At 47.8% G+C, this 21,133-nt stretch carries 24 protein-coding genes; 10 read left to right on the forward strand and 14 right to left on the reverse strand.

Features of this window, described 5'->3' with window-relative positions:
* The first annotated feature begins 57 nt into the window (after nucleotides 1-57).
* Together HUG15_RS19460 and HUG15_RS19465 are read left to right on the forward strand one after the other, a co-directional pair.
* Entirely contained in the window at nucleotides 58-1,722 is a 1,665-nt protein-coding gene (locus HUG15_RS19460; protein ID WP_200124940.1) for a M20/M25/M40 family metallo-hydrolase, read from the forward strand.
* A gap of 6 nt (nucleotides 1,723-1,728) precedes the next feature.
* Nucleotides 1,729-2,034, forward strand: coding sequence for a hypothetical protein (locus HUG15_RS19465; protein ID WP_200124942.1), 306 nt, complete (start codon nucleotides 1,729-1,731; stop codon nucleotides 2,032-2,034).
* A 559-nt stretch (nucleotides 2,035-2,593) separates the two neighbouring features.
* Here HUG15_RS19465 and HUG15_RS19470 read toward each other — a convergent pair.
* Complete coding sequence (locus HUG15_RS19470) at nucleotides 2,594-3,445, reverse strand: VOC family protein (RefSeq protein ID WP_200124944.1); 852 nt, start codon at nucleotides 3,443-3,445, stop codon at nucleotides 2,594-2,596.
* A 585-nt stretch (nucleotides 3,446-4,030) separates the two neighbouring features.
* Nucleotides 4,031-4,165, reverse strand: a complete 135-nt coding sequence (locus HUG15_RS23425) for a hypothetical protein (protein ID WP_281393566.1) — start codon at nucleotides 4,163-4,165, stop codon at nucleotides 4,031-4,033.
* Between HUG15_RS23425 and HUG15_RS19475 the strand changes: the two genes are divergently transcribed.
* Nucleotides 4,164-5,534 carry an IS4 family transposase gene (locus HUG15_RS19475; RefSeq protein ID WP_246516690.1) on the forward strand — a complete coding sequence of 457 codons (1,371 nt, stop codon included), beginning with the start codon at nucleotides 4,164-4,166 and terminating at the stop codon, nucleotides 5,532-5,534. The two genes, HUG15_RS23425 and HUG15_RS19475, sit on opposite strands and share 2 nt — an antisense overlap.
* Before the next feature lie 64 nt (nucleotides 5,535-5,598).
* Here the strand turns inward: HUG15_RS19475 and gcvH are convergent, their stop codons facing one another.
* Together gcvH and HUG15_RS19485 are read right to left on the reverse strand one after the other, a co-directional pair.
* On the reverse strand, nucleotides 5,599-5,982 hold the full coding sequence (gene gcvH / locus HUG15_RS19480) for a glycine cleavage system protein GcvH (protein ID WP_200124948.1): 384 nt from the start codon (nucleotides 5,980-5,982) through the stop codon (nucleotides 5,599-5,601).
* A 16-nt stretch (nucleotides 5,983-5,998) separates the two neighbouring features.
* The gene (locus HUG15_RS19485) at nucleotides 5,999-6,358 is read right to left on the reverse strand and encodes an arsenate reductase family protein (RefSeq protein ID WP_200124950.1); all 360 of its coding nucleotides are present in this window, start codon (nucleotides 6,356-6,358) and stop codon (nucleotides 5,999-6,001) included.
* Nucleotides 6,359-6,507: 149 nt separating this feature from the next.
* Here HUG15_RS19485 and HUG15_RS19490 point away from each other — a divergent pair, with 149 nt between their 5' ends.
* Entirely contained in the window at nucleotides 6,508-7,434 is a 927-nt protein-coding gene (locus HUG15_RS19490) for a prenyltransferase (protein ID WP_200124952.1), read from the forward strand.
* 201 nt (nucleotides 7,435-7,635) lie between these two features.
* On the opposite strand, the gene HUG15_RS19495 is transcribed toward HUG15_RS19490, so the two are convergent.
* Genes HUG15_RS19495 through HUG15_RS19505 form a run of 3 tightly spaced genes read right to left on the reverse strand, consistent with a single transcriptional unit; the run spans nucleotide 7,636 to nucleotide 13,064 of the window.
* Nucleotides 7,636-9,420: an acyl-CoA dehydrogenase family protein gene (locus tag HUG15_RS19495; protein WP_200124954.1), complete on the reverse strand. Its 1,785-nt coding sequence runs from the start codon at nucleotides 9,418-9,420 to the stop codon at nucleotides 7,636-7,638.
* Between the two features lie 20 nt (nucleotides 9,421-9,440).
* Nucleotides 9,441-10,619 (reverse strand): acetyl-CoA C-acetyltransferase, encoded by a 1,179-nt coding sequence (locus tag HUG15_RS19500; protein ID WP_200124956.1) that lies wholly within the window; start codon nucleotides 10,617-10,619, stop codon nucleotides 9,441-9,443.
* A gap of 54 nt (nucleotides 10,620-10,673) precedes the next feature.
* Nucleotides 10,674-13,064 carry a 3-hydroxyacyl-CoA dehydrogenase/enoyl-CoA hydratase family protein gene (locus HUG15_RS19505; RefSeq protein ID WP_200124958.1) on the reverse strand — a complete coding sequence of 797 codons (2,391 nt, stop codon included), beginning with the start codon at nucleotides 13,062-13,064 and terminating at the stop codon, nucleotides 10,674-10,676.
* 198 nt (nucleotides 13,065-13,262) lie between these two features.
* On the opposite strand from HUG15_RS19505, the gene HUG15_RS19510 reads away from it, so the two are divergent.
* Together HUG15_RS19510 and HUG15_RS19515 are read left to right on the forward strand one after the other, a co-directional pair.
* A complete protein-coding gene (locus tag HUG15_RS19510; RefSeq protein WP_343073133.1) occupies nucleotides 13,263-13,517 on the forward strand; it encodes a hypothetical protein in 255 nt (84 codons plus the stop codon).
* Between the two features lie 5 nt (nucleotides 13,518-13,522).
* Nucleotides 13,523-13,864 (forward strand): spore coat protein, encoded by a 342-nt coding sequence (locus HUG15_RS19515; RefSeq protein ID WP_200124960.1) that lies wholly within the window; start codon nucleotides 13,523-13,525, stop codon nucleotides 13,862-13,864.
* Between the two features lie 33 nt (nucleotides 13,865-13,897).
* On the opposite strand, the gene HUG15_RS19520 is transcribed toward HUG15_RS19515, so the two are convergent.
* Entirely contained in the window at nucleotides 13,898-14,107 is a 210-nt protein-coding gene (locus tag HUG15_RS19520; protein WP_200124962.1) for a hypothetical protein, read from the reverse strand.
* Nucleotides 14,108-15,000: 893 nt separating this feature from the next.
* On the opposite strand from HUG15_RS19520, the gene HUG15_RS19525 reads away from it, so the two are divergent.
* From HUG15_RS19525 to HUG15_RS19535, 3 genes are read left to right on the forward strand one after another with little or no spacing between them, the layout of a single operon-like run.
* Complete coding sequence (locus HUG15_RS19525) at nucleotides 15,001-15,603, forward strand: sigma-70 family RNA polymerase sigma factor (protein WP_200124964.1); 603 nt, start codon at nucleotides 15,001-15,003, stop codon at nucleotides 15,601-15,603.
* The gene (locus HUG15_RS19530; RefSeq protein WP_200124966.1) at nucleotides 15,593-15,730 is read left to right on the forward strand and encodes a YvrJ family protein; all 138 of its coding nucleotides are present in this window, start codon (nucleotides 15,593-15,595) and stop codon (nucleotides 15,728-15,730) included. The genes HUG15_RS19525 and HUG15_RS19530 overlap by 11 nt, the downstream gene beginning before the upstream one ends.
* Entirely contained in the window at nucleotides 15,731-15,967 is a 237-nt protein-coding gene (locus tag HUG15_RS19535) for a helix-turn-helix domain-containing protein (protein ID WP_200124968.1), read from the forward strand.
* A gap of 77 nt (nucleotides 15,968-16,044) precedes the next feature.
* On the opposite strand, the gene HUG15_RS19540 is transcribed toward HUG15_RS19535, so the two are convergent.
* Nucleotides 16,045-16,947, reverse strand: coding sequence for an NAD(P)/FAD-dependent oxidoreductase (locus HUG15_RS19540; protein ID WP_246516413.1), 903 nt, complete (start codon nucleotides 16,945-16,947; stop codon nucleotides 16,045-16,047).
* A 126-nt stretch (nucleotides 16,948-17,073) separates the two neighbouring features.
* On the opposite strand from HUG15_RS19540, the gene HUG15_RS19545 reads away from it, so the two are divergent.
* The gene (locus HUG15_RS19545; protein WP_200124969.1) at nucleotides 17,074-17,382 is read left to right on the forward strand and encodes a hypothetical protein; all 309 of its coding nucleotides are present in this window, start codon (nucleotides 17,074-17,076) and stop codon (nucleotides 17,380-17,382) included.
* A gap of 29 nt (nucleotides 17,383-17,411) precedes the next feature.
* Here the strand turns inward: HUG15_RS19545 and HUG15_RS19550 are convergent, their stop codons facing one another.
* From HUG15_RS19550 to HUG15_RS19570, 5 genes are read right to left on the reverse strand one after another with little or no spacing between them, the layout of a single operon-like run.
* The gene (locus tag HUG15_RS19550; RefSeq protein ID WP_200124971.1) at nucleotides 17,412-18,440 is read right to left on the reverse strand and encodes a ThiF family adenylyltransferase; all 1,029 of its coding nucleotides are present in this window, start codon (nucleotides 18,438-18,440) and stop codon (nucleotides 17,412-17,414) included.
* Entirely contained in the window at nucleotides 18,433-19,197 is a 765-nt protein-coding gene (locus HUG15_RS19555; protein ID WP_200124973.1) for a thiazole synthase, read from the reverse strand. The genes HUG15_RS19550 and HUG15_RS19555 overlap by 8 nt, the downstream gene beginning before the upstream one ends.
* A 2-nt stretch (nucleotides 19,198-19,199) precedes the next feature.
* Entirely contained in the window at nucleotides 19,200-19,403 is a 204-nt protein-coding gene (gene thiS, locus HUG15_RS19560; RefSeq protein WP_200124975.1) for a sulfur carrier protein ThiS, read from the reverse strand.
* The gene (gene thiO, locus HUG15_RS19565; RefSeq protein WP_200124977.1) at nucleotides 19,384-20,526 is read right to left on the reverse strand and encodes a glycine oxidase ThiO; all 1,143 of its coding nucleotides are present in this window, start codon (nucleotides 20,524-20,526) and stop codon (nucleotides 19,384-19,386) included. The genes thiS and thiO overlap by 20 nt, the downstream gene beginning before the upstream one ends.
* Nucleotides 20,513-21,127, reverse strand: coding sequence for a thiamine phosphate synthase (locus tag HUG15_RS19570; protein ID WP_200124979.1), 615 nt, complete (start codon nucleotides 21,125-21,127; stop codon nucleotides 20,513-20,515). Before HUG15_RS19570 ends, thiO begins: the two co-directional genes overlap by 14 nt.
* Between the last annotated feature and the right edge of the window lie 6 nt (nucleotides 21,128-21,133).

Consider the following 21,133-nt stretch of genomic DNA (forward strand, 5'->3'; position numbering starts at 1 on the left):
TCAAAATTGCCACGTTACAATAAGATGTAGAAAAGTCATCGAGAGGAGTTTTGCACGATGTACGAGCAGCTATCATCTTTGCGTGAAGAGGCACAGGCCGAATGGTTAACGACGACGCTCGTCTCCATGGATAGCACGAACGGAGGCATGGGGGAAATCGAAATACCCAATTATATACATAAGCTTATTCGTTCGTTCCCATACTTCCAAAAACACCCGGAACACGTCTGGCTACAAACGATTCCAAATGATGAACGCAGAAATGTTTTCGCTTTTTTGCCGGGGACGGCGCATGCAAAAGATACGATTATTTATCACGCCCATTATGACACGGTGGGCATTGAAGATTACGGCTCTTTAAGTGCGCAAGCATTCGATCCGAAGGCATTGCTCGCCTATTTTTCCGAAGAAACAAATAATACAGAAATACGGGAAGATGCCGCATCCGGCGAGTGGTTGTTCGGGCGAGGCGCGACGGACATGAAAAGCGGAATTGCCGTTCATCTCGTAAACCTGCTTCGATACGCGGAAGACGAGCGTCCATACGGCAATATACTCCTGCTCATCAGCGCTGACGAAGAAAGCGAGCACGCGGGCATGACGGCAGCCGTTACAGAGCTTCGACATCTACAAACAGAAAAAGGGCTCCGCTACATCGCTGCCATCAACGACGATTATATCGCCCCAGAATATGAGGGGGATAATACACGTTACATGTACACGGGCGCGTGTGGAAAAATCCTGCCTTGTTTTTATATCGCCGGTAAAGAAAGCCACGTCGGTGATACGCTGACGGGATTGAATCCGACATCACTCGCTTCTCAACTCAATCTCGAGCTTCATAATAATATCCGGATCACTGAGCACCTTGACGATGAATTTATTTTACCGCCAACGTGCTTGTATCAACGTGATAACAAGCAAACGTACGACGTACAAACGGCAACGAGCGCTTACATGTATTTTAATTTTTGCCTATATGAACGCAACGTAGATGAAGCAACTGTTGAATTATTACACATCGCAAGAACTTCGGCAGAAATGGTAAGGGTTGCGTATGAAGGACGCTATCTCGATTATATGAAACGGATGGGTCGCGAGCCGAAAACACTCGATTGGTCGATCGAAGTCATTACATTCCATGATTTTAAAAAATATTTGCGGGCGATGAACGCGCCGGTTACTGATGTAATGGAACAGACATCGCAAACGTTCGCGCATCTCGATGTCCGCGAGCGCTTTTTCAAGATCGCGGAAGCTTTGCAAGCACTGGATCCGGCGCGGAAACCAAGGGTGGTTCTTTTCTTCGCACCGCCGTTTCTCCCTCATAATCACTTGGAAGAAGGCAATCAACATCATGCACGCGTATTGGAAGCGCTCAGCGATACACTCGACGCATCTGCAAAAGCAAGCGGCGAAAACTATCGAATACGTCGATTTTTTCCTTTTATCTCCGACAGTAGCTACCTCGCTATCCATGAAAGCGACGACGAGCTAGCGGCACTTATTGATAACTTCCCGCGTTGGGACGAGGATTATGGAATCCCCGTCGATGAAATACGCAAACTGAACATCCCCGCGCTCAACATGGGCGTCTATGGCAAAGACGCCCATCAATGGAGCGAGCGTCTTTATAAACCATTTAGCTTCCAGGTGCTGCCCGGGTTAATTCGAGATGTGACCGCGCGGCTATTTGACAATTCTTTTGAATCACAGGGGTGAGCGTGTGTGGCCGGTTTATATTGCAATTATTGCGAGGAAAAAATTCCATATCGAACACGGGCCAAAAAACGATTTAAAGACACCAAGCTCATTTGCCCCCACTGTTATCGGGAAAATGAGCTTGACAAAGCACTGGTTAACTTGAGTCGGTTGATATTTTATGTGACGGTAAGTTTTTCACTTGCTATGCTTGTTTATGGCTTTTCCAATAATTTACTATCAGAACCGCTGTTCACCTTTTATCTGGGCTTGATCCCGGCATTCATTTATCCGTTGCTAACAATGTTCCTCATTCGCGTGGACCCGGAGTGAATTTTTCTAAATGGCTGATAAACCGTTTGTTTTGGCTGATATATTGCAAAATTCCGCTGATATCGATGCGTTTTCGGCTGATAAAGATGTCAGACGGTTTGAACCTCTCCACCTAAATCAAAGATTTTGATGGAGCATCCCTTATCTTAAATACAGCTCAATATCTCGCATTGTCATTCCCTTCGAGAAGACCTACGCCAGATTTAAGCTAATGAATGAAGACAAGTTCCGAAATGTCCTTATTCGCAGCATAGAAACTTTTGTCTATAATGCGAACCTCGTTATTTCTAACAAGGATTTTAAACGCCGGATATTTTACATGTCGAACGCTTTTTTCGACACAACCTCATATATCCAATTATCAAAGAGCGAATATAAAGTCCATGCCTCTTGTTGGGCGTTGCTTTATACGATAAATTCATTATATCAAACGTTTGTTCCTAAATCTAGTCTTTTTAGAAATCTTTTTTATTACGAACAAGAAACTAAAAAAGAGCGCCTAACCCCCACTAAATCGTAGATTTTGAAGGGGAATGATGTTGTTCAAGAGCGGGAGCATTCAAACCTTTAAGTGAATACGATTCCCGGAAGGATCCATCGTGACAAAAACGCCGTTTTCTTTTGCCACAGTGACACCGGTCTTCTCAACATTCGCCACGACGCGTTCCCTCGTTGCTTCATTCGGCAAATTTATTGTAAAAAATTTCAAGCCGGAACTATGATCCGGTGGCGCGGGCGCGCCAACACCAGCCCAAGTATTCAAGCCAATATGGTGATGGTAGTGGCCACTGGAGATGAAAAGGGCTTGATCTCCCAGTTTGGAAACGACGTCAAAACCAAGCCCTTCGGTGTAAAATATCATCGTCTCTTGCAGATCCGCGACGTGTAAATGGATATGGCCCATAACAGTGCCGGCAGGCAGCCCTTCCCATGACTCCCCTTCTTTCTTTTCGGAAAGAATACCCGGGACATTCAGCGGATCAACGGCCATCGCGACTTGCCCATTTTCCCATTCCCATGTCGATGAATCGCGGTCTGCATAAATTTCGATCCCATTGCCATCCGGATCCGATAAATAAAGGGATTCACTGACCCAATGGTCCGAGGATCCAACACGGACGCCTTTTTCGATAAAATAGTTAATGATATTCGCTAAATCGGCACGCCGAGGTAAAAGTAATGCAAAGTGATACAACCCTGTCGTTCTGCTCGGCTCTGGCACGGCTTCTTCAAGTTGTTCGATGGACACGAGACTGGTTTTTCCATCAGCCGTTAACTGAGCGGTTGTTTTTGTTTGTACCAGGATTTTAAAGCCGATGATTTCTTTATAAAATTGGATGGAACGTGCCAAATTTTCAACTTTAATGGTCACATGCTCAACAAACGTCGTTGGTTTACGATGAAAATTCATGTTCATTTCTCCTTGTGGTCATCGTCCGACTTTTACGACTTCCTGCCCCACCATATCCATATCCCCCTAAGAAGGACAAAGCTCATGTGTCATCGCCCCCGAAAGGAACGGACGGGGATACTTGGCTTCCCTTGTTCCTTTCGGAGCAGCTTGACCTCTGTTTAAGGGATTACTTGACTTCCCTTGTTCCTCTCGGAGCAGTTTAACCTCCGCTTGAAGGATTACTTTGTCTTTCTTGTTCCTCTCGGAACAGCTCGACCTCTGTTTAAGGGATTACTTGACTTCCCTTGTTCCTCTCGGAGCAGTTTAACCTCCGCTTGAAGGATTACTTTGTCTTTCTTGTTCCTCTCGGAACAGCTCGACCTCTGTTTGAGGGATTACTTGGCTTCCCTTGTTCCTCTCAGAGCAGTTTGACCTTCGTTTGAGGGATTACTTTGTCTTTCTTGTTTCTTCAGAGCAGTTCGTTTTCCGTCCGAGGGGTAAAGACCCTTCAATTATCCCTGCCAACGAGAAATGCTTCCGCTAAAGAGCACTGCCTTCGCGGAAGCATTTTCATGTTTTTAACTCAACTTTCGGAGCTAAAAATCACAGGTAAACCCTTGTGAAATCAGGATTTTCAGCAGATTTTTTATCCGAAAAAAGCAAAAAACACCCTGTTCTTTGGTAAAATAAAGGTACAACCACCAAAACCAAAGAAAGGATGTTTTCTGTGGCTTCCATGGTACCAGATTCCTATCAAAATGACCAACAACAATCTCGGGTGATGCGCTTTTTCAAACAGGCCAAAGTTGGTACGTTTTTGCATCAATCCAATATTCATAAAGAAAAAGGGTTAACTGCGCTCGTGCTTGTGCAATTTATCTTTTCTCTCGTTCTTCAAGGGAAAAATCTTTACCGGACGCTTGAATCTGACCGTCTCCCTGATGCACCGGAAAAGGATGCGGTGTACGATTTGATGAAACGCTCAACGTACAACTGGCGGAAATTTCTCGTCTTGGTTAGCGCTCATCTCATTGAGACCTACCTCCGACCGTTAACCAATCGCGATGGTGTGTTAATCGTCGATGACTCGAGCTATGACCGTAATCGAAGTAAAGCCGTCGAACTTCTCGCGCGTGTTAAAGATCATACCACAGGCGCCTACTTTAAAGGCTTTCGGATGCTCACGCTCGGCTGGTCAGATGGCACAACATTTCTGCCTCTGGCCTTTTCACTACTCAGTTCGAGAAATGTAAAAAACCGTTTCCAGGAGGTAAATCCGAACATCGACAAACGAACGGTGGGTTATCGCCGCCGACAAGAAGCGCTACAAAAAGGAACGGAAACGTTGTTCACTTTGCTGGATGACATCAACCCTGTGAAGCTTGGCGCTAAAACACTCCTTTTCGATAGTTGGTTTGCATACCCTTCAATCATCAAACGAGTGGTCACCGAGTATCCCCTGGATGTTGTGTGTATGATCAAGCGATCCCCCAAGATTCACTATACCTACGAAGGGGAATCCTATACGTTGAACCAGCTTTACCAAAACGTGCGCAAGAAACGAGGCCGGGCAAAAATCCTTGCTTCCATTCTTGTTGGTCTAGGTTCGGATGAAAATGGGCAAGAGATTCAAGCTCGCATCATTTTTGTTCGTGATCGTAACCGTTCGAAACAGTGGTTAGCCATTCTCACGACGAACCTGGATCATACCGAAGAAGATGCTGTCCGCATTTATGGCAAGCGTTGGGCCATTGAATGTTTTTTCAAAGTGACCAAGTCTCATTTGCGATTGGCTAAGGAATTCCAATGCCGCAGTTATGATGCGCTAACTGCGCACACATCAATCGTTTTCCTCCGCTACATGATGCTCGCTGTGAGCTCGCGGGAGGAAGAAGATCCTCGCACGATTGGTCAGCTGTTTTTCATGTGTTGTGATGAGATAGAGGATCTTCGATTTTCTGAAGCACTCTTGATGATCCTTGACGTGTTAGGGTCGATGCTCGCGGAAGAACACTTGCTCACGGACGAGCAAATTCAGCCGTTTTTGGATCGCTTGCTTGATAACTTGCCGGAATTTTTGCGAAAACCGTTACTTTCTCGAGGGTGAATTAGTCTTAAATCCCTTTATATCAGTGGTTTACGAGTGTTAGTCATGTCCGAAAGTTGAGTTTTTATTCTTCACCAACCATGTCATCGTACGCTTCGGCGCTCATCAATTCATCTAATTCAGCCTTATCGGAAAGCTCGACGACGACCATCCAAGCTTTGTCGTAGGGGGATTCATTGACGAATTCCGGAGAATCTTCAAGTTCTTCGTTGATCTCCACCACTTTGCCGCTTACCGGCGCGTAAAGTTCGGAAACGGTTTTTACCGATTCCACACTGCCAAATGGTTCATTCACTTCAATTTCATCACCCACCTCCGGAAGCTCAACGAATACGATGTCGCCAAGTTCATCTTGCGCGAAGGATGTAATTCCGATTCGGACGTTATCCCCTTCTTCTTTCACCCATTCATGTTCTTCCGAATACTTTAATTCTTTTGGTGAAGCCATGATATTTCCTCCTTATTTATTGATTTTTCCAGTTAGCGAGGAACTCAGATTCCTTAAACCCGAGCGTGACTGTTTGTCCATCGGTCACAATCGGCCGTTTAATAAGCATGCCGTCCGATGATAGCCAGTCAATGATAGTCTCTTCATCCGCATCCGGAAGCTTGTCCTTCAAGCCCATCTCGCGATATTTTTTCCCGCTCGTGTTAAAAAACTTCTTCCATTCCAATCCGCTCTTTTCCTTTAGGTCCCGGATTTCCTCACGTGTCGGCGGTTCTTTTACAATATGTCTTTCGTCATACGAAATGTTTTCGGCATCCAGCCACTTCTTTGCTTTTTGGCATGTGCCGCACGGTGGGTAACTAAAAACGGTAAGCAAATCTTAACCTCCTTTATGTACCGTAACGATTCATCTTCATTATACGATATTTTTGCAAACGTTTATACTCTGAAGGTTAAAAAATTCCCCGTTTTGTCGAACAAATATATTATAATGAATGCACCCATAGACAAAAGGAGTTTTCTACCATGGTTGCAAGAGCGTTATCCATTATGCAGGCGAGCTGGCAATTGCTTCGATTCGTGGCCGTTGCCTCTTCCAGTTTTGCAACGATTCTTTCTACCTTGCTGCCGCTTATTTTACATTATTCCATATCTGCCGATTTTATCATTTCGCTTTTTTTGTTGCTAATCAGCGGAGCACTTCTTATCCATGGGGTGCTCACCCATATATTAAATGATGTTACCGACTATAAATCAGGAACAGATGCACACAGCCCGGCAATCCTTTCAGGCGGCAGCCGCGTATCGCAAGATGGGCATATCACCATCATTACCCTCGAAAAACTTGGCAAACAACTCATATTAGCCATTGTATTTACAAGTATCGCGCTCGCTTTCCTCGGTCTCCATGAGCTCTCCATCCTGCTATTGATCGGTGTATGGGCCGCAGCTTCTTACTCGCGTCCTCCATTGCAACTCAGTTATCGCCCGTTTGCCGGGGAAGTGTTCAGCTTGTTTCCATCCATGTTGGCCCTCGGCTTGGCCGGCGCATGGTTGGCACTGGATGACATCCCCATGTGGGCACTGCAAAACGCAACGATCAACGCCCTCTTTTGCGTGGCTTGGGTGATGGTCCACCATATCCCCGACCGCTACGCCGATCAACAGGCGATACCCATGAAGCGGACGAGCATTGTATGGTCGATGGAGACGTTTGGTCACGAATTTAGCCGCTTTCCGGCTTTTTTCTATCTTTTGTTGACCGGCTGTTGCATATTCTGGCTAGGAACGGACCGGCTATGGGCCGCCTTAGGATTGCTCGCGATCGTCGCCACCTCCATCACCCTACTTAAAAAAATGAACATCAACGACGATCAACAAGTGTCTGCATGTGAAAAAATAATGCTGCTGTTAGCCATCGTTAACGCGATTTGGTTAGGGGTTTTTATTTAAAAAGTTGCTCCAAGATTACATGCCTTAATAAGGTGCAGTCGCATCCACAGGGTACTCCAAATCGCGTCCAAAATCCTCAACGGTAGCTACGAGTCTTATTCCGTTCTCAGCGATCCCACATGTTCAGTTTATTCGGAACCTTTTATTAACCACTGTTCTCAAATGAAAACCCGCGCCATCCCAAGGGCGCGGGGTCTCCTCTTAAACCTCATATTTTTTCTTATCAATGATTCTGTCGGCGATTTCGCGCTTCACGCCAATCACGTTGATCGGTGTGCGGCGGGTAAGTTTTCTTACCATGGAAAGCATGGTGCGCAAGTTGTCTCCTTCTTCCATGTGAATGAGGGATTCTTTGACATCCGCTTCGATGTTCTGCAACCCTTCTTCGCAAATAACCTGGGTAAGCGCAAGTTTCATCGCTTCGTTTTCCGCGCCATTTTGCTCAATCGCTTTTTCCGTACGGGCGATCGCCGATTCCATATTGTAAATTTCATTTACAATATCTGCCGTGTTCAAAAGAAGTTCTTGTTCATCTTCGATTTTCTCTCCGTACTTTTGCATGGCAGTTCCGGTTCCCACGAGGAATAATTTCTTCGCATTGGCGAGGAGATACTTCTCTTTTTCCAACGGCTCGTCTCCCGGTTCTTCCGGCATAAAAGCCATTAATTCTTCTTGAAGGCCGTTTGCCTTTTCAAGGAATGGAAGCTCCCCTTTCATCGTTTTCCGGATTAACGTCCCGGGAACGAGGAGGCGGTTAATTTCGTTCGTCCCTTCAAATATACGGTTAATGCGGGAGTCGCGATACATACGCTCCACTTCATATTCCGCCATAAACCCGTAGCCGCCATGGATTTGAACGGCTTCATCCGTCGTATAGTCCAAGGTTTCCGAGCCTGCGACTTTCGTTAGTGAACATTCAATGGCGTACTCGGCAATGCCTTTTGCGATTCGCGAACCATCTTCTTGTTCTTCTTCCGTTAGCTCGCCCAATTGTTTCTCAAACAACCCGCCGGTGCGGTAGATGGAGCTTTCAAGGGCATACGTTTTTGCAGTCATCGAGGCCAGTTTTTCCTGGATCGTTGTAAAACGGGCAATTGGCGTATTAAATTGCTTCCGCTCGGTCGCGTAGCTCGCTGCTAATTCAATCGCGCGTTTGCTTCCCCCGAGACAACCGACACCGAGTTTATAACGGCCCATGTTCAAGATGTTAAAAGCGATGATATGCCCGCGTCCGATTTCACCGAGCACATTTTCTTTCGGTACCTGAACGTCTTCGAGGATCAAGGTTCGCGTCGACGATCCTTTAATGCCCATTTTCTTTTCTTCAGGACCGGTCGAGACGCCATCATATTCACGCTCCACGATAAATGCCGTAAATTTGTCGCCATCGACTTGCGCATAAACGACAAATACATCCGCGAAAGCCGAGTTCGTGATCCATTGCTTTTCCCCATTTAAAACGTAATGGGTACCTGCATCGTTTAACACGGCTGTTGTTTTCGCACTAAGCGCATCGGAGCCGGAACTTGGTTCGGTCAACGCGTAAGCCGCAATTTTTCTTCCGCTCGCGAGATCCGGAAGATACCTTTTCTTTTGTTCTTCATTCCCAAAAAATACAATCGGTTGGGAACCAATGCCAACGTGGGCGCCGTGACTGAGCGAAAAGCCCCCGGCTCGGAAAAACTTCTCGGTAATGAGTGTTGAACTGATTTTATCAAGGCTTAGCCCTTCATATTTTTCCGGTACATCCGCACCGAGAAGTCCGAGTTCTCCTGCTTTCGTTAAAAGATCCCGGGAGACGTCAAATTCATGGTTTTCAATGCGATCGATCTGCGGGCCCACATCTCCGATAACGAAGTCTTCCGTCGTTTTCGCGATCATAGTGTGTTCTTCCGTAAATTCCTCCGGTGTAAACACATCCTGCTTGTCTACTTCATCCAGTAAAAAGCCGCCGCCTTTAATGCTTGTTTTCAGAGTTTCTGCCATTTATGACCTCTCCTTTACGATTATAATAATTCAAACACGCCTGCTGCGCCCATGCCGCCGCCGATGCACATCGTAACAATGCCAAACTGCTCGTTCCTGCGCTTCATTTCGTGAACCAATGAAAGCGTGAGTTTCGTGCCCGTGCAACCGAGCGGATGCCCGAGCGCAATTGCTCCGCCATTGACATTCACTTTGTCATGATCAATGCCCAGTTCGCGAATCACTTGCAAGGATTGGGAAGCAAACGCTTCGTTCAATTCGAAAAGCCCAATATCATCCTTGCTCAACCCGACAATATCAAGCACTTTCGGAATCGCTTCTACGGGGCCGATGCCCATTACCTCGGGACGCACACCGGAAACAGCCATCCCGCGAAACTTGGCAAGGGGTTTTAGGCCATCGGCTTCAGCCATCTCTCGGTCCATGACAAGTACGGAAGCTGCGCCGTCGCTCGTTTGCGAGGCATTTCCCGCGGTCACGCTCCCTTTCGGATGAAACACCGGACGCAAGCCGCTCAGTTTCTCTGCCGTTGTATCCGGGCGCACCCCTTCATCACGGGAAAACGTAATCGTGTTCTCCTGCAACTTATTGTCACTCCCGACGGAGCGTTGTTTGACTTCCACCGGAACGATTTCGTCCTCGAATCGGCCTGCTTCAATCGCTGCCGCCGCCCGCTTATGGCTTTGTGCAGCGAACGCATCTTGATCCTCGCGGCTCACATCAAATTCCTGAGCCACCTGTTCGGCGGTATGGCCCATTTGCATGTAATATTCCGGAGCATCTTCCACGAGTTTCGCGTTTGGAGCGATCACGTGCCCGCCCATCGGAATAAGACTCATCGATTCCGTGCCCCCGGCAATTGCCGCTTGCGAGTGCCCGAGCATAATGCGCTCGGCTGCGTAACCAATGCTTTGCAAGCCCGAAGCGCAATAACGATTTATCGTTGCGGCAGGTACGGTGTGCGGCAATTCTGCCAATGCGGAAATACTTCGTGCCACGTTCATGCCTTGTTCTGCCTCAGGCATGGCACACCCGATCACGACATCATCGATCTTTGAGGCGTCATAATCCCCTGCCCGTTTTAATGTTTCTTTAATCGTGACCGCTGCATAATCATCCGGCCTTGTATTCGCCAGCGTTCCTTTTTTCGCTTTTCCCACGGGTGTCCGTGCTCCAGCTACAATAACCGCTTCTTTCAACAGCTTCCCCTCCCAATCTTTGTATCTTTTTTCATAGACGAACTGCCAAACCGATTAATTGCGCAAAGGTTTTCCGGTTTTTAACATGTGCTGCATACGCTGTTGCGTTTTCGGTTCGGCAATTAAACTTAAAAATGCTTCCCTTTCAAGGTCCAACAAGTAGTCTTCATCGACTTTCGTTCCCTTCGGCACACGTCCGCCGGCAATCAGAAACGCAAGTTTACCCGCGATTTTTAAGTCGTGATCGCTGATTTGTCCGCCAGTACGCATTGACTTGGCACCGAGCAGCATCGTTGCATAACCGGTTTCACCGACAACGGGAATGGGTTGTCGAACCGGGGGCTGATATCCTTTTTCATACAGCTCCTGAACCTTTTGTTTCGCATACCAAACCGTGTGATTGCTATTGGCGATAATGGCATCACGGTCGCTCATAAATCCGTTTTCCGCAGATTCTTGAGCCGATGTTCCCACTTTGGCCATGGCAACTTTTTCAAAGACAGCATTCGCTACCGGTTGCAGGTCAATTCCGGCATCCTCGGGCATTTTTTCAAGTTCGCGAATGTATAATTCTTTATTTCCGCCTCCGCCGGGAACGAGTCCGACGCCAGTTTCCACCAATCCCATGTACGTTTCCGCTGAAGCCTGAATACTCGCCGATGGCAAGCAAATTTCCGCTCCGCCGCCGAGGGTCATTTGGAAAGGTGCGGCAACGACCGGTTTCCCGCTGTAACGAATACGCGATGTCATGCCTTGGAAGCGTCGAATAACCATATCAAGTTCATCAAACGCATCATCTTGCGCTTCCATGAGCATCATCATAAGATTCGCGCCGACGCAGAAATTCTTTCCTTTGTTGGCAATAACGAGCCCCTTGTAATTTTTCTCCACTTCATCAAGTGCTTTGTTCACCATTTGGATGACGTCTAACCCAATCGAATTGTTCGGCGATGTGAATGTGAGTGCCGCCACATCGTCACCGAGGTCGGTGAGAACAGCACCGGCGTTTTTCGTGATGATGTTCTTTTCGTTTTTCAGATGTGTTGCTACGTCAATCTCTTTCTCATTGATGTCCGGTTTTTGATAAGCGCCTTTGTGATAAAAGTCACCGGCGGCGTTGTAAAAGCTTTTATAGCCGGCATTGAGCATATCTTTCACCCACGCGGGCACATTTTCGCCTTCTTCTTCCATCTTTTTGACGGAACGTTCCACATCGAGAGCATCCCAAACTTCGAATGGGCCAAGATCCCAACCGAATCCCCACTTCATGGCGTTGTCAATCGCCGCGATGTCATTGGCGATTTCATCACTTTTTTCCGCCGAATAAAGCAACGAAGCTTTTAATGTGTCCCAGGTAAAGTTACCGGCTTTGTCATCGGCATACGCGAGCGCTTGAATTTTCGCCGCTTTTCCTTTTGCTTGTTCCGCAGCTTGAACAGAGGGCGCCTTCAATTTCTGGCCTTGGCGGTATTCCATTGTTTCAGGGTCAAGCTCCAAAATTTCCTTGTTGTCGCCCTTTCCTTTTTTCAAATAAAAACCTTGGCCGGCTTTTGCGCCGATCCAACCCTTTTCCGCCATATCTTTTAAAAATTGGGGAGGGTCAAAAATGTCTCGTTCTTCGCCTTCCACTTGATCGTAGACATTGCGGGCAACGTGAACGAATGTGTCCAGGCCAACGACATCAAGCGTTCGGAACGTGGCGCTTTTCGGACGGCCGATCAAGGGGCCCGTAATGGAATCAACTTCGGTGATAGACAGTCCCAGTTCCTGCATTTTCCGAACACTGGCGAGAAGGCCGTAGGTTCCGATACGGTTGCCGATAAAGTTTGGCGTGTCTTTCGCTTCCACAACACCTTTCCCGAGCACTTCTTCAGCAAACGTTTTCATATCAGCCAGCACACCGGCATCGGTATCTTTTGTCGGGATAACTTCGAGCAAGTGAAGATAGCGAGGCGGGTTGAAAAAATGGGTGCCCATGAAATGGCGCCGGAATTCTTCACTCCGTCCTTCAGCCATGGCATTGACCGAAATCCCGGATGTGTTTGACGAGACGATCGTGCCGGGCGAGCGGTGTTGCTCCACTTTTTCAAACAGTTGCTGTTTGACTTCCAATTTTTCCACGACGACTTCAATAATCCAATCCACATCGGCAAGACGTCCAATGTCATCTTCCAAATTTCCAACTTCAATTTTATTTGCATTCTTTTTTGATGCCAGCGGTGCGGGGTTTTGTTTGAACAATTTTTTCTTGTTCTCGGCCGCAAGCCTGTTGCGGACGGCGCGGTCGTCTAAGGTTAATCCTTTTGCTTTTTCATCATCGGTTAATTCATTAGGAACGATATCAAGGAGCAATACCGGAATGCCTAAATTGGCAAGATGCGCGGCAATGCCGGATCCCATCACACCGGAACCCAGAACGGCTGCACGTTGAATATTTTTCTTCATCATTAGCCTCCCTTTTTTGAATGAATGTTCATTCATTAAAGCTTAATAAGCATTCACAAAAAGCTAATATGCCTTTTGTGATAAACATGAAAACGATATCTATCTATACTATAAAAGATTTTTCGTGACTTAGCAATACATATTTCCTTATCGTTTGGTGAAGCTAGCAACTAGTCAAGGATAAAGGAGGAACTGCGAATGGATATGCAACAACAACCCGGCCAATCGGGGCAGCAAAACATGATGATGGAACCGCCGCAAACGCTTTCCACAAAGGATCAGCTTTATCTGTCGGATATGCTGAACTGGAACCTTACCGCGGCAAAAAAAGCAAATTTTTATGCAGAGCAATGTAACGACAACGACATTAAAAGCGCTTGTCAACGCGTCGCGCAAATGCATGAACACCATTATCAAACGTTTCTTTCCCACTTGCAACAACACACCCAATAAAGGAGATGAGAACCATTTCAGGACAAAAAATACAAAATCCGCAAACAAACGTCCCAAACACGCAGCAAATGAATGATAAAGATTTTATTACCGATCTTTTGTCCACGGAAAAATACATGTCAGCTTCGTATGGGACAGCTATGAATGAAGCGGGCCATACGAAATTATTCCAAGAAATCAATTCCATTTGTAACGAAACCGACCAATGCGCGCGCGATTTATTTAACACCATGTTTCAAAAGGGATGGTACGCCCTCGAGGGAGCCCCGCAACAAACGATTCAACAAACATTCCAGGAATATTCGGGCATGAAAAGCCAACTTCCTTCCGGCAATATGCCACACTAATGACGAAAAAGGCCCTGGGCAAAGGGGCCTTTTTCAAAGTTGCAATTTTTTATTTTCTTCATAGATTTCTTCTTTCGTCCTCTTGCTCAACAAACCATACAGGCTTGTAAAAATAATGCCGCAGAAACCAACAATTTGGGCGATCGCACTAATGACTTCCAGGGAAGTAATGAGACCGAAAAAGAAAAAGAATATTGAGGCAGCCATCGCGCCCAATATCAACCACAAACGTTGCATCTTCATATTTGTCACCTTCCTATAATTATCCCTATGTGCATCACACGCTTCCTATTATTATTTTTAATTATTTTTAATATTGAATAAATATAGGGGTTGAGGTCAAAAGGATGTTATTTCTAATATTAAACCATCAATAAGAATATTTGTCAAGGAATTTTTCTCAAAACAGAGATTTTTGCGCTGTCTCACGTCTAGTTTTGTGCTCCCCTTCAACATTTCCTTCCGCCGAACCAACATCGCTTTTTTTACGCCCGCCAACACTCATGGAAAGAAGACGGAAAGGAAATGTCGAACATCCCTCCCGTGTTTTGTTGCATTTACAGACGAACGCTCGGCGACCATGATGCGTGCGCTAAACCTCATTCTGAGGACTCATTTGGGTGCAGACAGAGTCCGCTAAACCCCATCCTGAAGACTTATATGAAGCCCACCCAACACAAAGAGTCCTCAGACCCCCAATTTCGAGGGCTACACTTTTTATGTAAACGTTGCTATGCCTATGATTATGTTGAAATTCGATGAAAATTTATTATCCTTTGCGAGGCAAGAGCTCTGAAACAGTACAATTAGCCCCTCAATCGGGTTGTTGACCACTTCATGGCGACCGAAAAAGGGACAAGCCCTCGTTTTCAAGCACCATAACCGCATCATGACGACCGAGAAGCTTCGCATCAATTAAATTCGGGTGTCATAGGCCCTTCATGGTGTCCGAAATGACCGTCTTTGATCAAGTTCGGGCACCATACGCTCCTCATGCAGGTAGAAAGAACCGCTCCCCTAACGGGTTGCAATTTTTTCTTCGAGGAATTATAATTTTAGAACTAATGTTCGTATTATGTTGAAAAAAGCTTCTTAATTTTCCTTTCTGTACTATAGACACAAGGGAGGGTGAGCGGATGAATCACGACACAATAGAGCAACTCAAAAAGAAATGTCCTCAGATGGCCGCGTTTTTCGACAACAATCCTAAACTGGCCAAACAGCAAATCTTTCATGGTTTTCTTGAACACGACGAATATCGGCACATGTTCATCCAAGCGGTCTGTTTTCCCAATCATGATGCATTCCAGGCATTGAACGAAGCATTTAAAGACCATTATGCAAATGTGCAATTTACGCACTATTTATCAAAAACATTGTACTGGACTTCCGTTCAATATGACCAACGCCGACGGGAACAAAGGGATAATCAGCGTCTCATGGCGGACAACCTCCACGAAACCGAAACGATTTACTATCCATGTATAGATATCCCCGACATCATTACCGAAACGAGCGACCTTGGCACGTGGAGTGAAGACGTTGAACTGACGAACGCATTGCGTCGATTAACCGACAACCAACAACTCGTTATTATTGAACGATACGGCCACGAGCGAACGAACAATGAAATCGCCCGTTTATTGAACGTAAGCCCACAAGCCGTTTCCCGGACGCACGCACACGCGCTCAAACGTCTTCGCACTATTTTGCAAAGGAAGTGGGAAAATGATGCTTGAATTTTTAGGGCAATTCGGCTTGCCGTTTTTGCTCGCGGTTTATCTCTTTTATCGATTTGAACGGCGGATTGACCGATTGGAAAACATCCTCCACAACGAAGCAGCACAAGAAAGGAGAAATCGCTAAATGATCCGTCACTATGTAAAAGAAGCACAACGCGGAGACCGGGAAAAACTCGCGACTTTGATTCATCAGTTTGAACCGAGAATAAGAAATTGCCTATGGCAAACGACACCCGGGGAAAGAGACGACCTTCGCCAAGAATTGATGCTAAAGTTGATCGAAATCACGCTCCATTATGATACGGAAAAAGCCCCCACCTTTACCGAATTCAACGCATCCCTCCACGTTAGAAAAACTTGACTTCCCGCCAAAAATGATGAAACCCTTATGCTTTAACCAATCTTTAAAGTGAAAAAAGCCGTGAACAACGGCTTTTTTCAAGGTTCTTCTTGCATTAACGATCGTTGAACCCAAACGGCCGCCTGCGCCCCTTCTCCCATGGCAATGGTCACCTGCTCGGAATGCACGGCGATATCACCGGCTGCCCATACACCCGGGATGTTCGTCATTTTTGTACGGGAATCATTAAGGACGTGATGATTTTCCAAGCGTTCGACGCCAATTTGTTTTCCTAACTCCGAATGAACAACATTGCCGGGAAAAGCAATAAACGCTTTCTCAGCTTGCAAAGCTGTGCCATCGCCGAGCGTTACGCCCGCGAACTGAGACCCTTCCATATGAACACGTTCAACCATTCCCTCGTAAAGACCAATGCCGGCTTCCGATAATTGCTTTTTTTCCTCCGCGGTCACAGGCGACTGCCCCCCATGGTTCACATACATCAACTGATCCGTCCAGCTCACAAGATCGAGCGCCATCCGCACACCCGCGCGCCCGGAACCGAGCACAAGTGACCGTTTATCTTTGATTTCATAGCCATCACAATCCGGACAGATGTATACACTCAAGCCGAAACAAGGTTCAAGCTCCGGAAATGGATTGGCGTCAGTCACCCCCGTAGCCAATATCAGCTTCTTCCCGCGATACGTGCCCCCGTCTTCCGTTTGCGCTTGAAATCCCGACGGTTCTTTTGCCAAGCGGGTAACTTTCTTATCAATAAAATCAACATCATAATGGCTCGCATGCTTCCTTCCAGCCTCCCGAAGTTCCCTACCGCTGATCCCGTCCGGCCAACCGAGAAGATTTCGATATTGCCGGCAGAGCGTGGAACGGCCGCTCCCCTCATCAATCACCGTCACCGCGCGCTCATAACGCCCTAATTGAATCGCTGCCTGCAAACCCGCGATCCCCCCGCCGATAATCATGACATCCACTTGCACAGCAAAACACCTCCACCCTGTAGAGTGCGTCAACACACATAAAAAAATGCCCGATCAGGGCACTATGATTCAATCAACATCATTGATACACTATCAAAGATACACTATCAAAAAGGAGGCCTCAAATTGGACCAAACAGACATTGAAAAACAAGTCGTTGACCAATATAAGCAAGATGAAAACATGATGATCCTCGTCTTCGCCCAATGGTGCATCAATCAAGACCTGGACCCTCACAACCTATACAAACGCGCCCACCCGGATCAACCAATGAACGAAGAATTGGAGAAAACACTGGAATTAACCGTTCCAAAAAAAGAGGCCGGTGATATCGAAGATGAAACGGTCCTCGGCGTCCTCTCCATGTTTGGAAACAGCGACCTGGCGATGGCCGTGACCGAAGAAATCGAGAAAAGAGACCGGCAAAAACGCTGAAACCGGAGGACCAACGCGTTCGAAATGTCTCAATCGATCAATGCCAAAACGTGTTCGTACACCTTCTCTGCCCGCTCCCCTTCGTCAATGCCGTGCAAAAGCGCCCGTCCATCTTTGAACAGGACGACCCGGCAACCTTCGTAATCAAGGGTGGCAACATCTTCGTGCAAACGAACGGAAGAAAGCATGGCATGCTCAACCGTTTGCAGTTTCTCCACTTGCACGGTTTTTCGTTCCCGCGGCCGCACATGCACGGTGTCGCCGCCGCACAACACCCGAATTTGCTTGCCCGTTGCCTCATCGAGCAGCGCCGGATAAGTCGGATTCGTGCCACAGGTTGGACAATTGTCATCTTTTAAACGAGTTGCGTTTATCGCAGAAGTTTCATTCTCCCAAAGATCAAATGAACGCATCCGCTCGGCAACGGCAGGTGCGTTGCCACTTACGATTTTTATCGCCTCTGCGCTTTGCAGCGCCGTTACCATCTGAACAGCCGGCGCGATCACCCCGTCGTTATCGCACGTTTCATCTAATGATAAAAATGGGCTCAAACAACGGAGACAGGGGCCTTCGTCTAACATAAAGGCACGGGACAACCCATAGCTACCGACGACGCCTCCATAGATCCAAGGCACACCGTACCGGTAAGCTGCATCATTTAGCAACATTCGAACTTCAAAATTGTCGGAACCATCCATAATCAAATCAACCTCGGGCACAAACTTAGCCGCTTCGTCCGCCTGGAAATCACGGACGTAGGCGTCAATCTCCACATCCGCATTCACTTTCTTGAGGTCGCGGGCGGCAGCTTTGGCTTTGGCCACTTTTTGCTCGGCATCTTCTTCTGTGAAAAGCCGCTGACGGTGGAGATTATGAAGCTCTACATAATCACGGTCAATGATTGTGATTTTACCTATTCCCGCTCTCACAAGCGTATCGGCAATGGACGTGCCGAGCGCGCCGCAACCGACGAGCAGCACATGCGCGGCGCGAATGCGATCTTGCCCGTCTGTTCCGAGCGGCTCAAAACGCGTTTGCCGGTCGTAACGATCAACCATGGAACACACCTTCCTGAGGGCTGCTTGCCTTCGCAAAACGTTTCACCGGAATGCGACCGGCCTCATAGCTTAAACGCCCCGCTTGAATGGCCAGCTTCATCGCCTCCGCCATTTTCACAGGCTCATCGGCTTGCGAAACCGCACGATTCAATAACACGGCATCCGCTCCCATTTCCATCGCCAATGAAGCATGGGACGGCGCGCCGATCCCGGCGTCGACGATCACAGGGACGTTCGCTTGTTCCACGATGTAGGATAAGTGAAGCGGGTTCAAAATCCCGCGCCCCGTGCCGATAGGCGCAGCCCCCGGCATCACCGCATGCGCACCCAACTCTTCCAACTTGCGGGCAAGCACGGGGTCATCGGCAATGTACGGCAGGGTGATAAACCCTTCTTCCAAAAGCATTTCCGTCGCCCGATACGTTTCAACGGCATCAGGCAAAAGGGTTTGATCATCCCCAATCACTTCGACTTTAACCATGTCGCTCAATCCCGAAGCGCGAGCAAGTTTTGCAATGCGAACGGCTTCTTCCGCCGTTTTTGCCCCGGCTGTGTTCGGTAACATGGAAAACGTATCCGGTTGCAGCTCCGAAACGAGATCATCATCACTGTCATCCAAATTCATTTTAGCGACTGCAAACGTCAAAATCTCCGTCTCCGACGCTTGCACGGCTTTCCGTTGCACATCAACATCCGGAAACGTTCCGGTCCCCAATAACAATCGTGACCGAAACGTTCGATCCCCTATTTTCAACATGTTCATCCTCCCCCTACAAAACGGACAACGAGTATTTGATCACCCTCGGCGAGCGCCGTTTTTTCATATTCGTCAGGCTTGAGCGCGACCTCGTTGTGTTCAATCATGGCCTTTTTATCCGCTAAATTATAATACATGCGAAAATCTTCAATCGTTTCCACATCTGCAGGAACATCCATCGTTTCTTCATTGACTTTGATATTCACGATTCATTCCCCCTTTAATGTTTCGATCAGGCTGAAACGCCTGCAAAACTTCCGCCTTTCCACTCGTAATCGCGGCAACCATCTCCTTCCCGGAAGCCGGCGCCAATAAAATGCCGTTACGTCCGTGGCCACTACAGAGCCAACAGCCACGGATGGACGGATGAGGCCCCATCAGAGGAAGGTCATCCGTCGTTTGCGGACGAACGCCCGCCCACATTTTCGTGATTTCCGCGCGCGCCACTTCAGGAACGAGTTGTCGCGCCCGCCGAAGCACTTCACCGATGCCTTGCACCGTTGCTCTTCGATCGCGTGATAAGCCGGAAGTCGCGCCGATGAGCGTTTCGCCATTTGGCTTCGGCACGAAATAGAAGTGTTCATGATACAACGTCTTCGTTACGAGCGGGCGTTTCCCTTGTACGCGAATCGCCTCTCCTTTCACCCCTTCAATCGGCAGGGTTCGATCCGCGGAAAGCTCAAGCAAATCGGGACCGGTTGCCAAAACAACGTGTTCGCCATAAAATTCCTCGCCGCTTGTCGACATGACCCCTTCGCATTGATCACCATTTTGAAGCAGCGAGCATACGCCGGTATACGTTTTCAATTCAGCGCCTTGAAGGACCGCTGCTTGTCGAAAGGCAGCGGCTGTTTGCACAGGTTCCACGTGCGCTTCTTCGGGAAAATAAAGGGCACCCGTTGCCCCATCGGCAAGGAAAGGAAGATGTTCGTACAATTGTGCAGCCGTTAAGCATTGCACCGATTCCCCGGCAGCCGTTTGCCATCGTTCAATTTCAGTTAATTTTTTCCATTCTTCCGGCGAAAAAGCCGGTTTAATCGCGCCGGAAACCGTTCGGCCAATGGAGGTCCCCGTTTGTTCCATTAGTTCCTCGGCCAACTGCGCGTACAATTGCCGGCTTTTTTTCGCAAGGGGGTACAAAGGCGTCCGTGACTGCAGTTCCACTTGCACCCCCAACATACCGGCGGCTGCCGAAGTTGTGCCTTTTGCCGCATTTCCACGGTCAAGAATTAGTGTTTTCAACCCTGCCCGTGTGCCGTAATACGCAATCGCAAGTCCTATTATCCCTGCACCGACGATTATCAGATCGTAGGATTCATATCGTTTCATAGCTAAACTGCCCGAAGCGATTAAAATGGCTTGCTTCTTCTTCCGGTTTTTCCGCTTCCCAAAAACCTGAAATCAGCGCAATGCCCGAAGCGCCGGTATGGGCTATCCCGCCTAAACGGTCACGGGTAATACCTCCGATTGCCAGCACAGGGACGCTAACCGCTTGCACAACCGATTGCAATGCCTCAACCCCCCGGGGCGGGACGTCGGGTTTGCTCGCGCTCGGATATACATGCCCGTAATAAAGATAGTCCGCACCTTCTTCAGCCCGGGCTTTGGCTTCCCCGAGATTATGAACCGACGCCCCCACTTGCAAATGCGGCGCTTCTTTTTTTATTTCTTTTGCCGTCAGCGGGGAATGGCTCGGCAAGTGCACACCCCCTAACTCCCACGCGGCCGCTGCCTCTGCATGCTCGTTGAGGATAATTTGCTCGCGCCGCAGGCCAATTTTACAAAGTTGGTCAATTTGTTGTTTCAACCGCTGCAGCGAAGCTTCCTTATCGCGAATATGAACGATGTCAATATTTTTCAATGCATGCCGTAACTGCCTTATTTGCATGTGAAACGGCAGGTTGTTCGTCGTAATTAAATGCCAAGTCACAGTTTA

The organism is Salicibibacter cibarius, assembly GCF_016495725.1.
Lineage (GTDB): Bacteria > Bacillota > Bacilli > Bacillales > Marinococcaceae > Salicibibacter > Salicibibacter cibarius.

What these genes read in the sequence shown, in the direction of transcription:
- HUG15_RS19555 (WP_200124973.1), bottom strand. Translation starts at nt 19,197, where the DNA reads ATGTTGAAAATAGGGGATCGAACGTTTCGGTCACGATTGTTATTGGGG.
- HUG15_RS19495 (WP_200124954.1), bottom strand. Translation starts at nt 9,420, where the DNA reads ATGGCAGAAACTCTGAAAACAAGCATTAAAGGCGGCGGCTTTTTACTG.
- HUG15_RS23425 (WP_281393566.1), bottom strand. Translation starts at nt 4,165, where the DNA reads ATGGAAGCCACAGAAAACATCCTTTCTTTGGTTTTGGTGGTTGTACCT.
- HUG15_RS19510 (WP_343073133.1), top strand. Translation starts at nt 13,263, where the DNA reads ATGGATATGCAACAACAACCCGGCCAATCGGGGCAGCAAAACATGATG.
- HUG15_RS19520 (WP_200124962.1), bottom strand. Translation starts at nt 14,107, where the DNA reads ATGAAGATGCAACGTTTGTGGTTGATATTGGGCGCGATGGCTGCCTCA.
- thiO (WP_200124977.1), bottom strand. Translation starts at nt 20,526, where the DNA reads ATGAAACGATATGAATCCTACGATCTGATAATCGTCGGTGCAGGGATA.
- HUG15_RS19505 (WP_200124958.1), bottom strand. Translation starts at nt 13,064, where the DNA reads ATGAAGAAAAATATTCAACGTGCAGCCGTTCTGGGTTCCGGTGTGATG.
- HUG15_RS19550 (WP_200124971.1), bottom strand. Translation starts at nt 18,440, where the DNA reads ATGGTTGATCGTTACGACCGGCAAACGCGTTTTGAGCCGCTCGGAACA.
- HUG15_RS19515 (WP_200124960.1), top strand. Translation starts at nt 13,523, where the DNA reads ATGAGAACCATTTCAGGACAAAAAATACAAAATCCGCAAACAAACGTC.
- HUG15_RS19490 (WP_200124952.1), top strand. Translation starts at nt 6,508, where the DNA reads ATGGTTGCAAGAGCGTTATCCATTATGCAGGCGAGCTGGCAATTGCTT.
- HUG15_RS19535 (WP_200124968.1), top strand. Translation starts at nt 15,731, where the DNA reads ATGATCCGTCACTATGTAAAAGAAGCACAACGCGGAGACCGGGAAAAA.
- HUG15_RS19460 (WP_200124940.1), top strand. Translation starts at nt 58, where the DNA reads ATGTACGAGCAGCTATCATCTTTGCGTGAAGAGGCACAGGCCGAATGG.
- gcvH (WP_200124948.1), bottom strand. Translation starts at nt 5,982, where the DNA reads ATGGCTTCACCAAAAGAATTAAAGTATTCGGAAGAACATGAATGGGTG.
- HUG15_RS19530 (WP_200124966.1), top strand. Translation starts at nt 15,593, where the DNA reads ATGATGCTTGAATTTTTAGGGCAATTCGGCTTGCCGTTTTTGCTCGCG.
- HUG15_RS19475 (WP_246516690.1), top strand. Translation starts at nt 4,164, where the DNA reads ATGGTACCAGATTCCTATCAAAATGACCAACAACAATCTCGGGTGATG.
- HUG15_RS19470 (WP_200124944.1), bottom strand. Translation starts at nt 3,445, where the DNA reads ATGAATTTTCATCGTAAACCAACGACGTTTGTTGAGCATGTGACCATT.
- HUG15_RS19525 (WP_200124964.1), top strand. Translation starts at nt 15,001, where the DNA reads ATGAATCACGACACAATAGAGCAACTCAAAAAGAAATGTCCTCAGATG.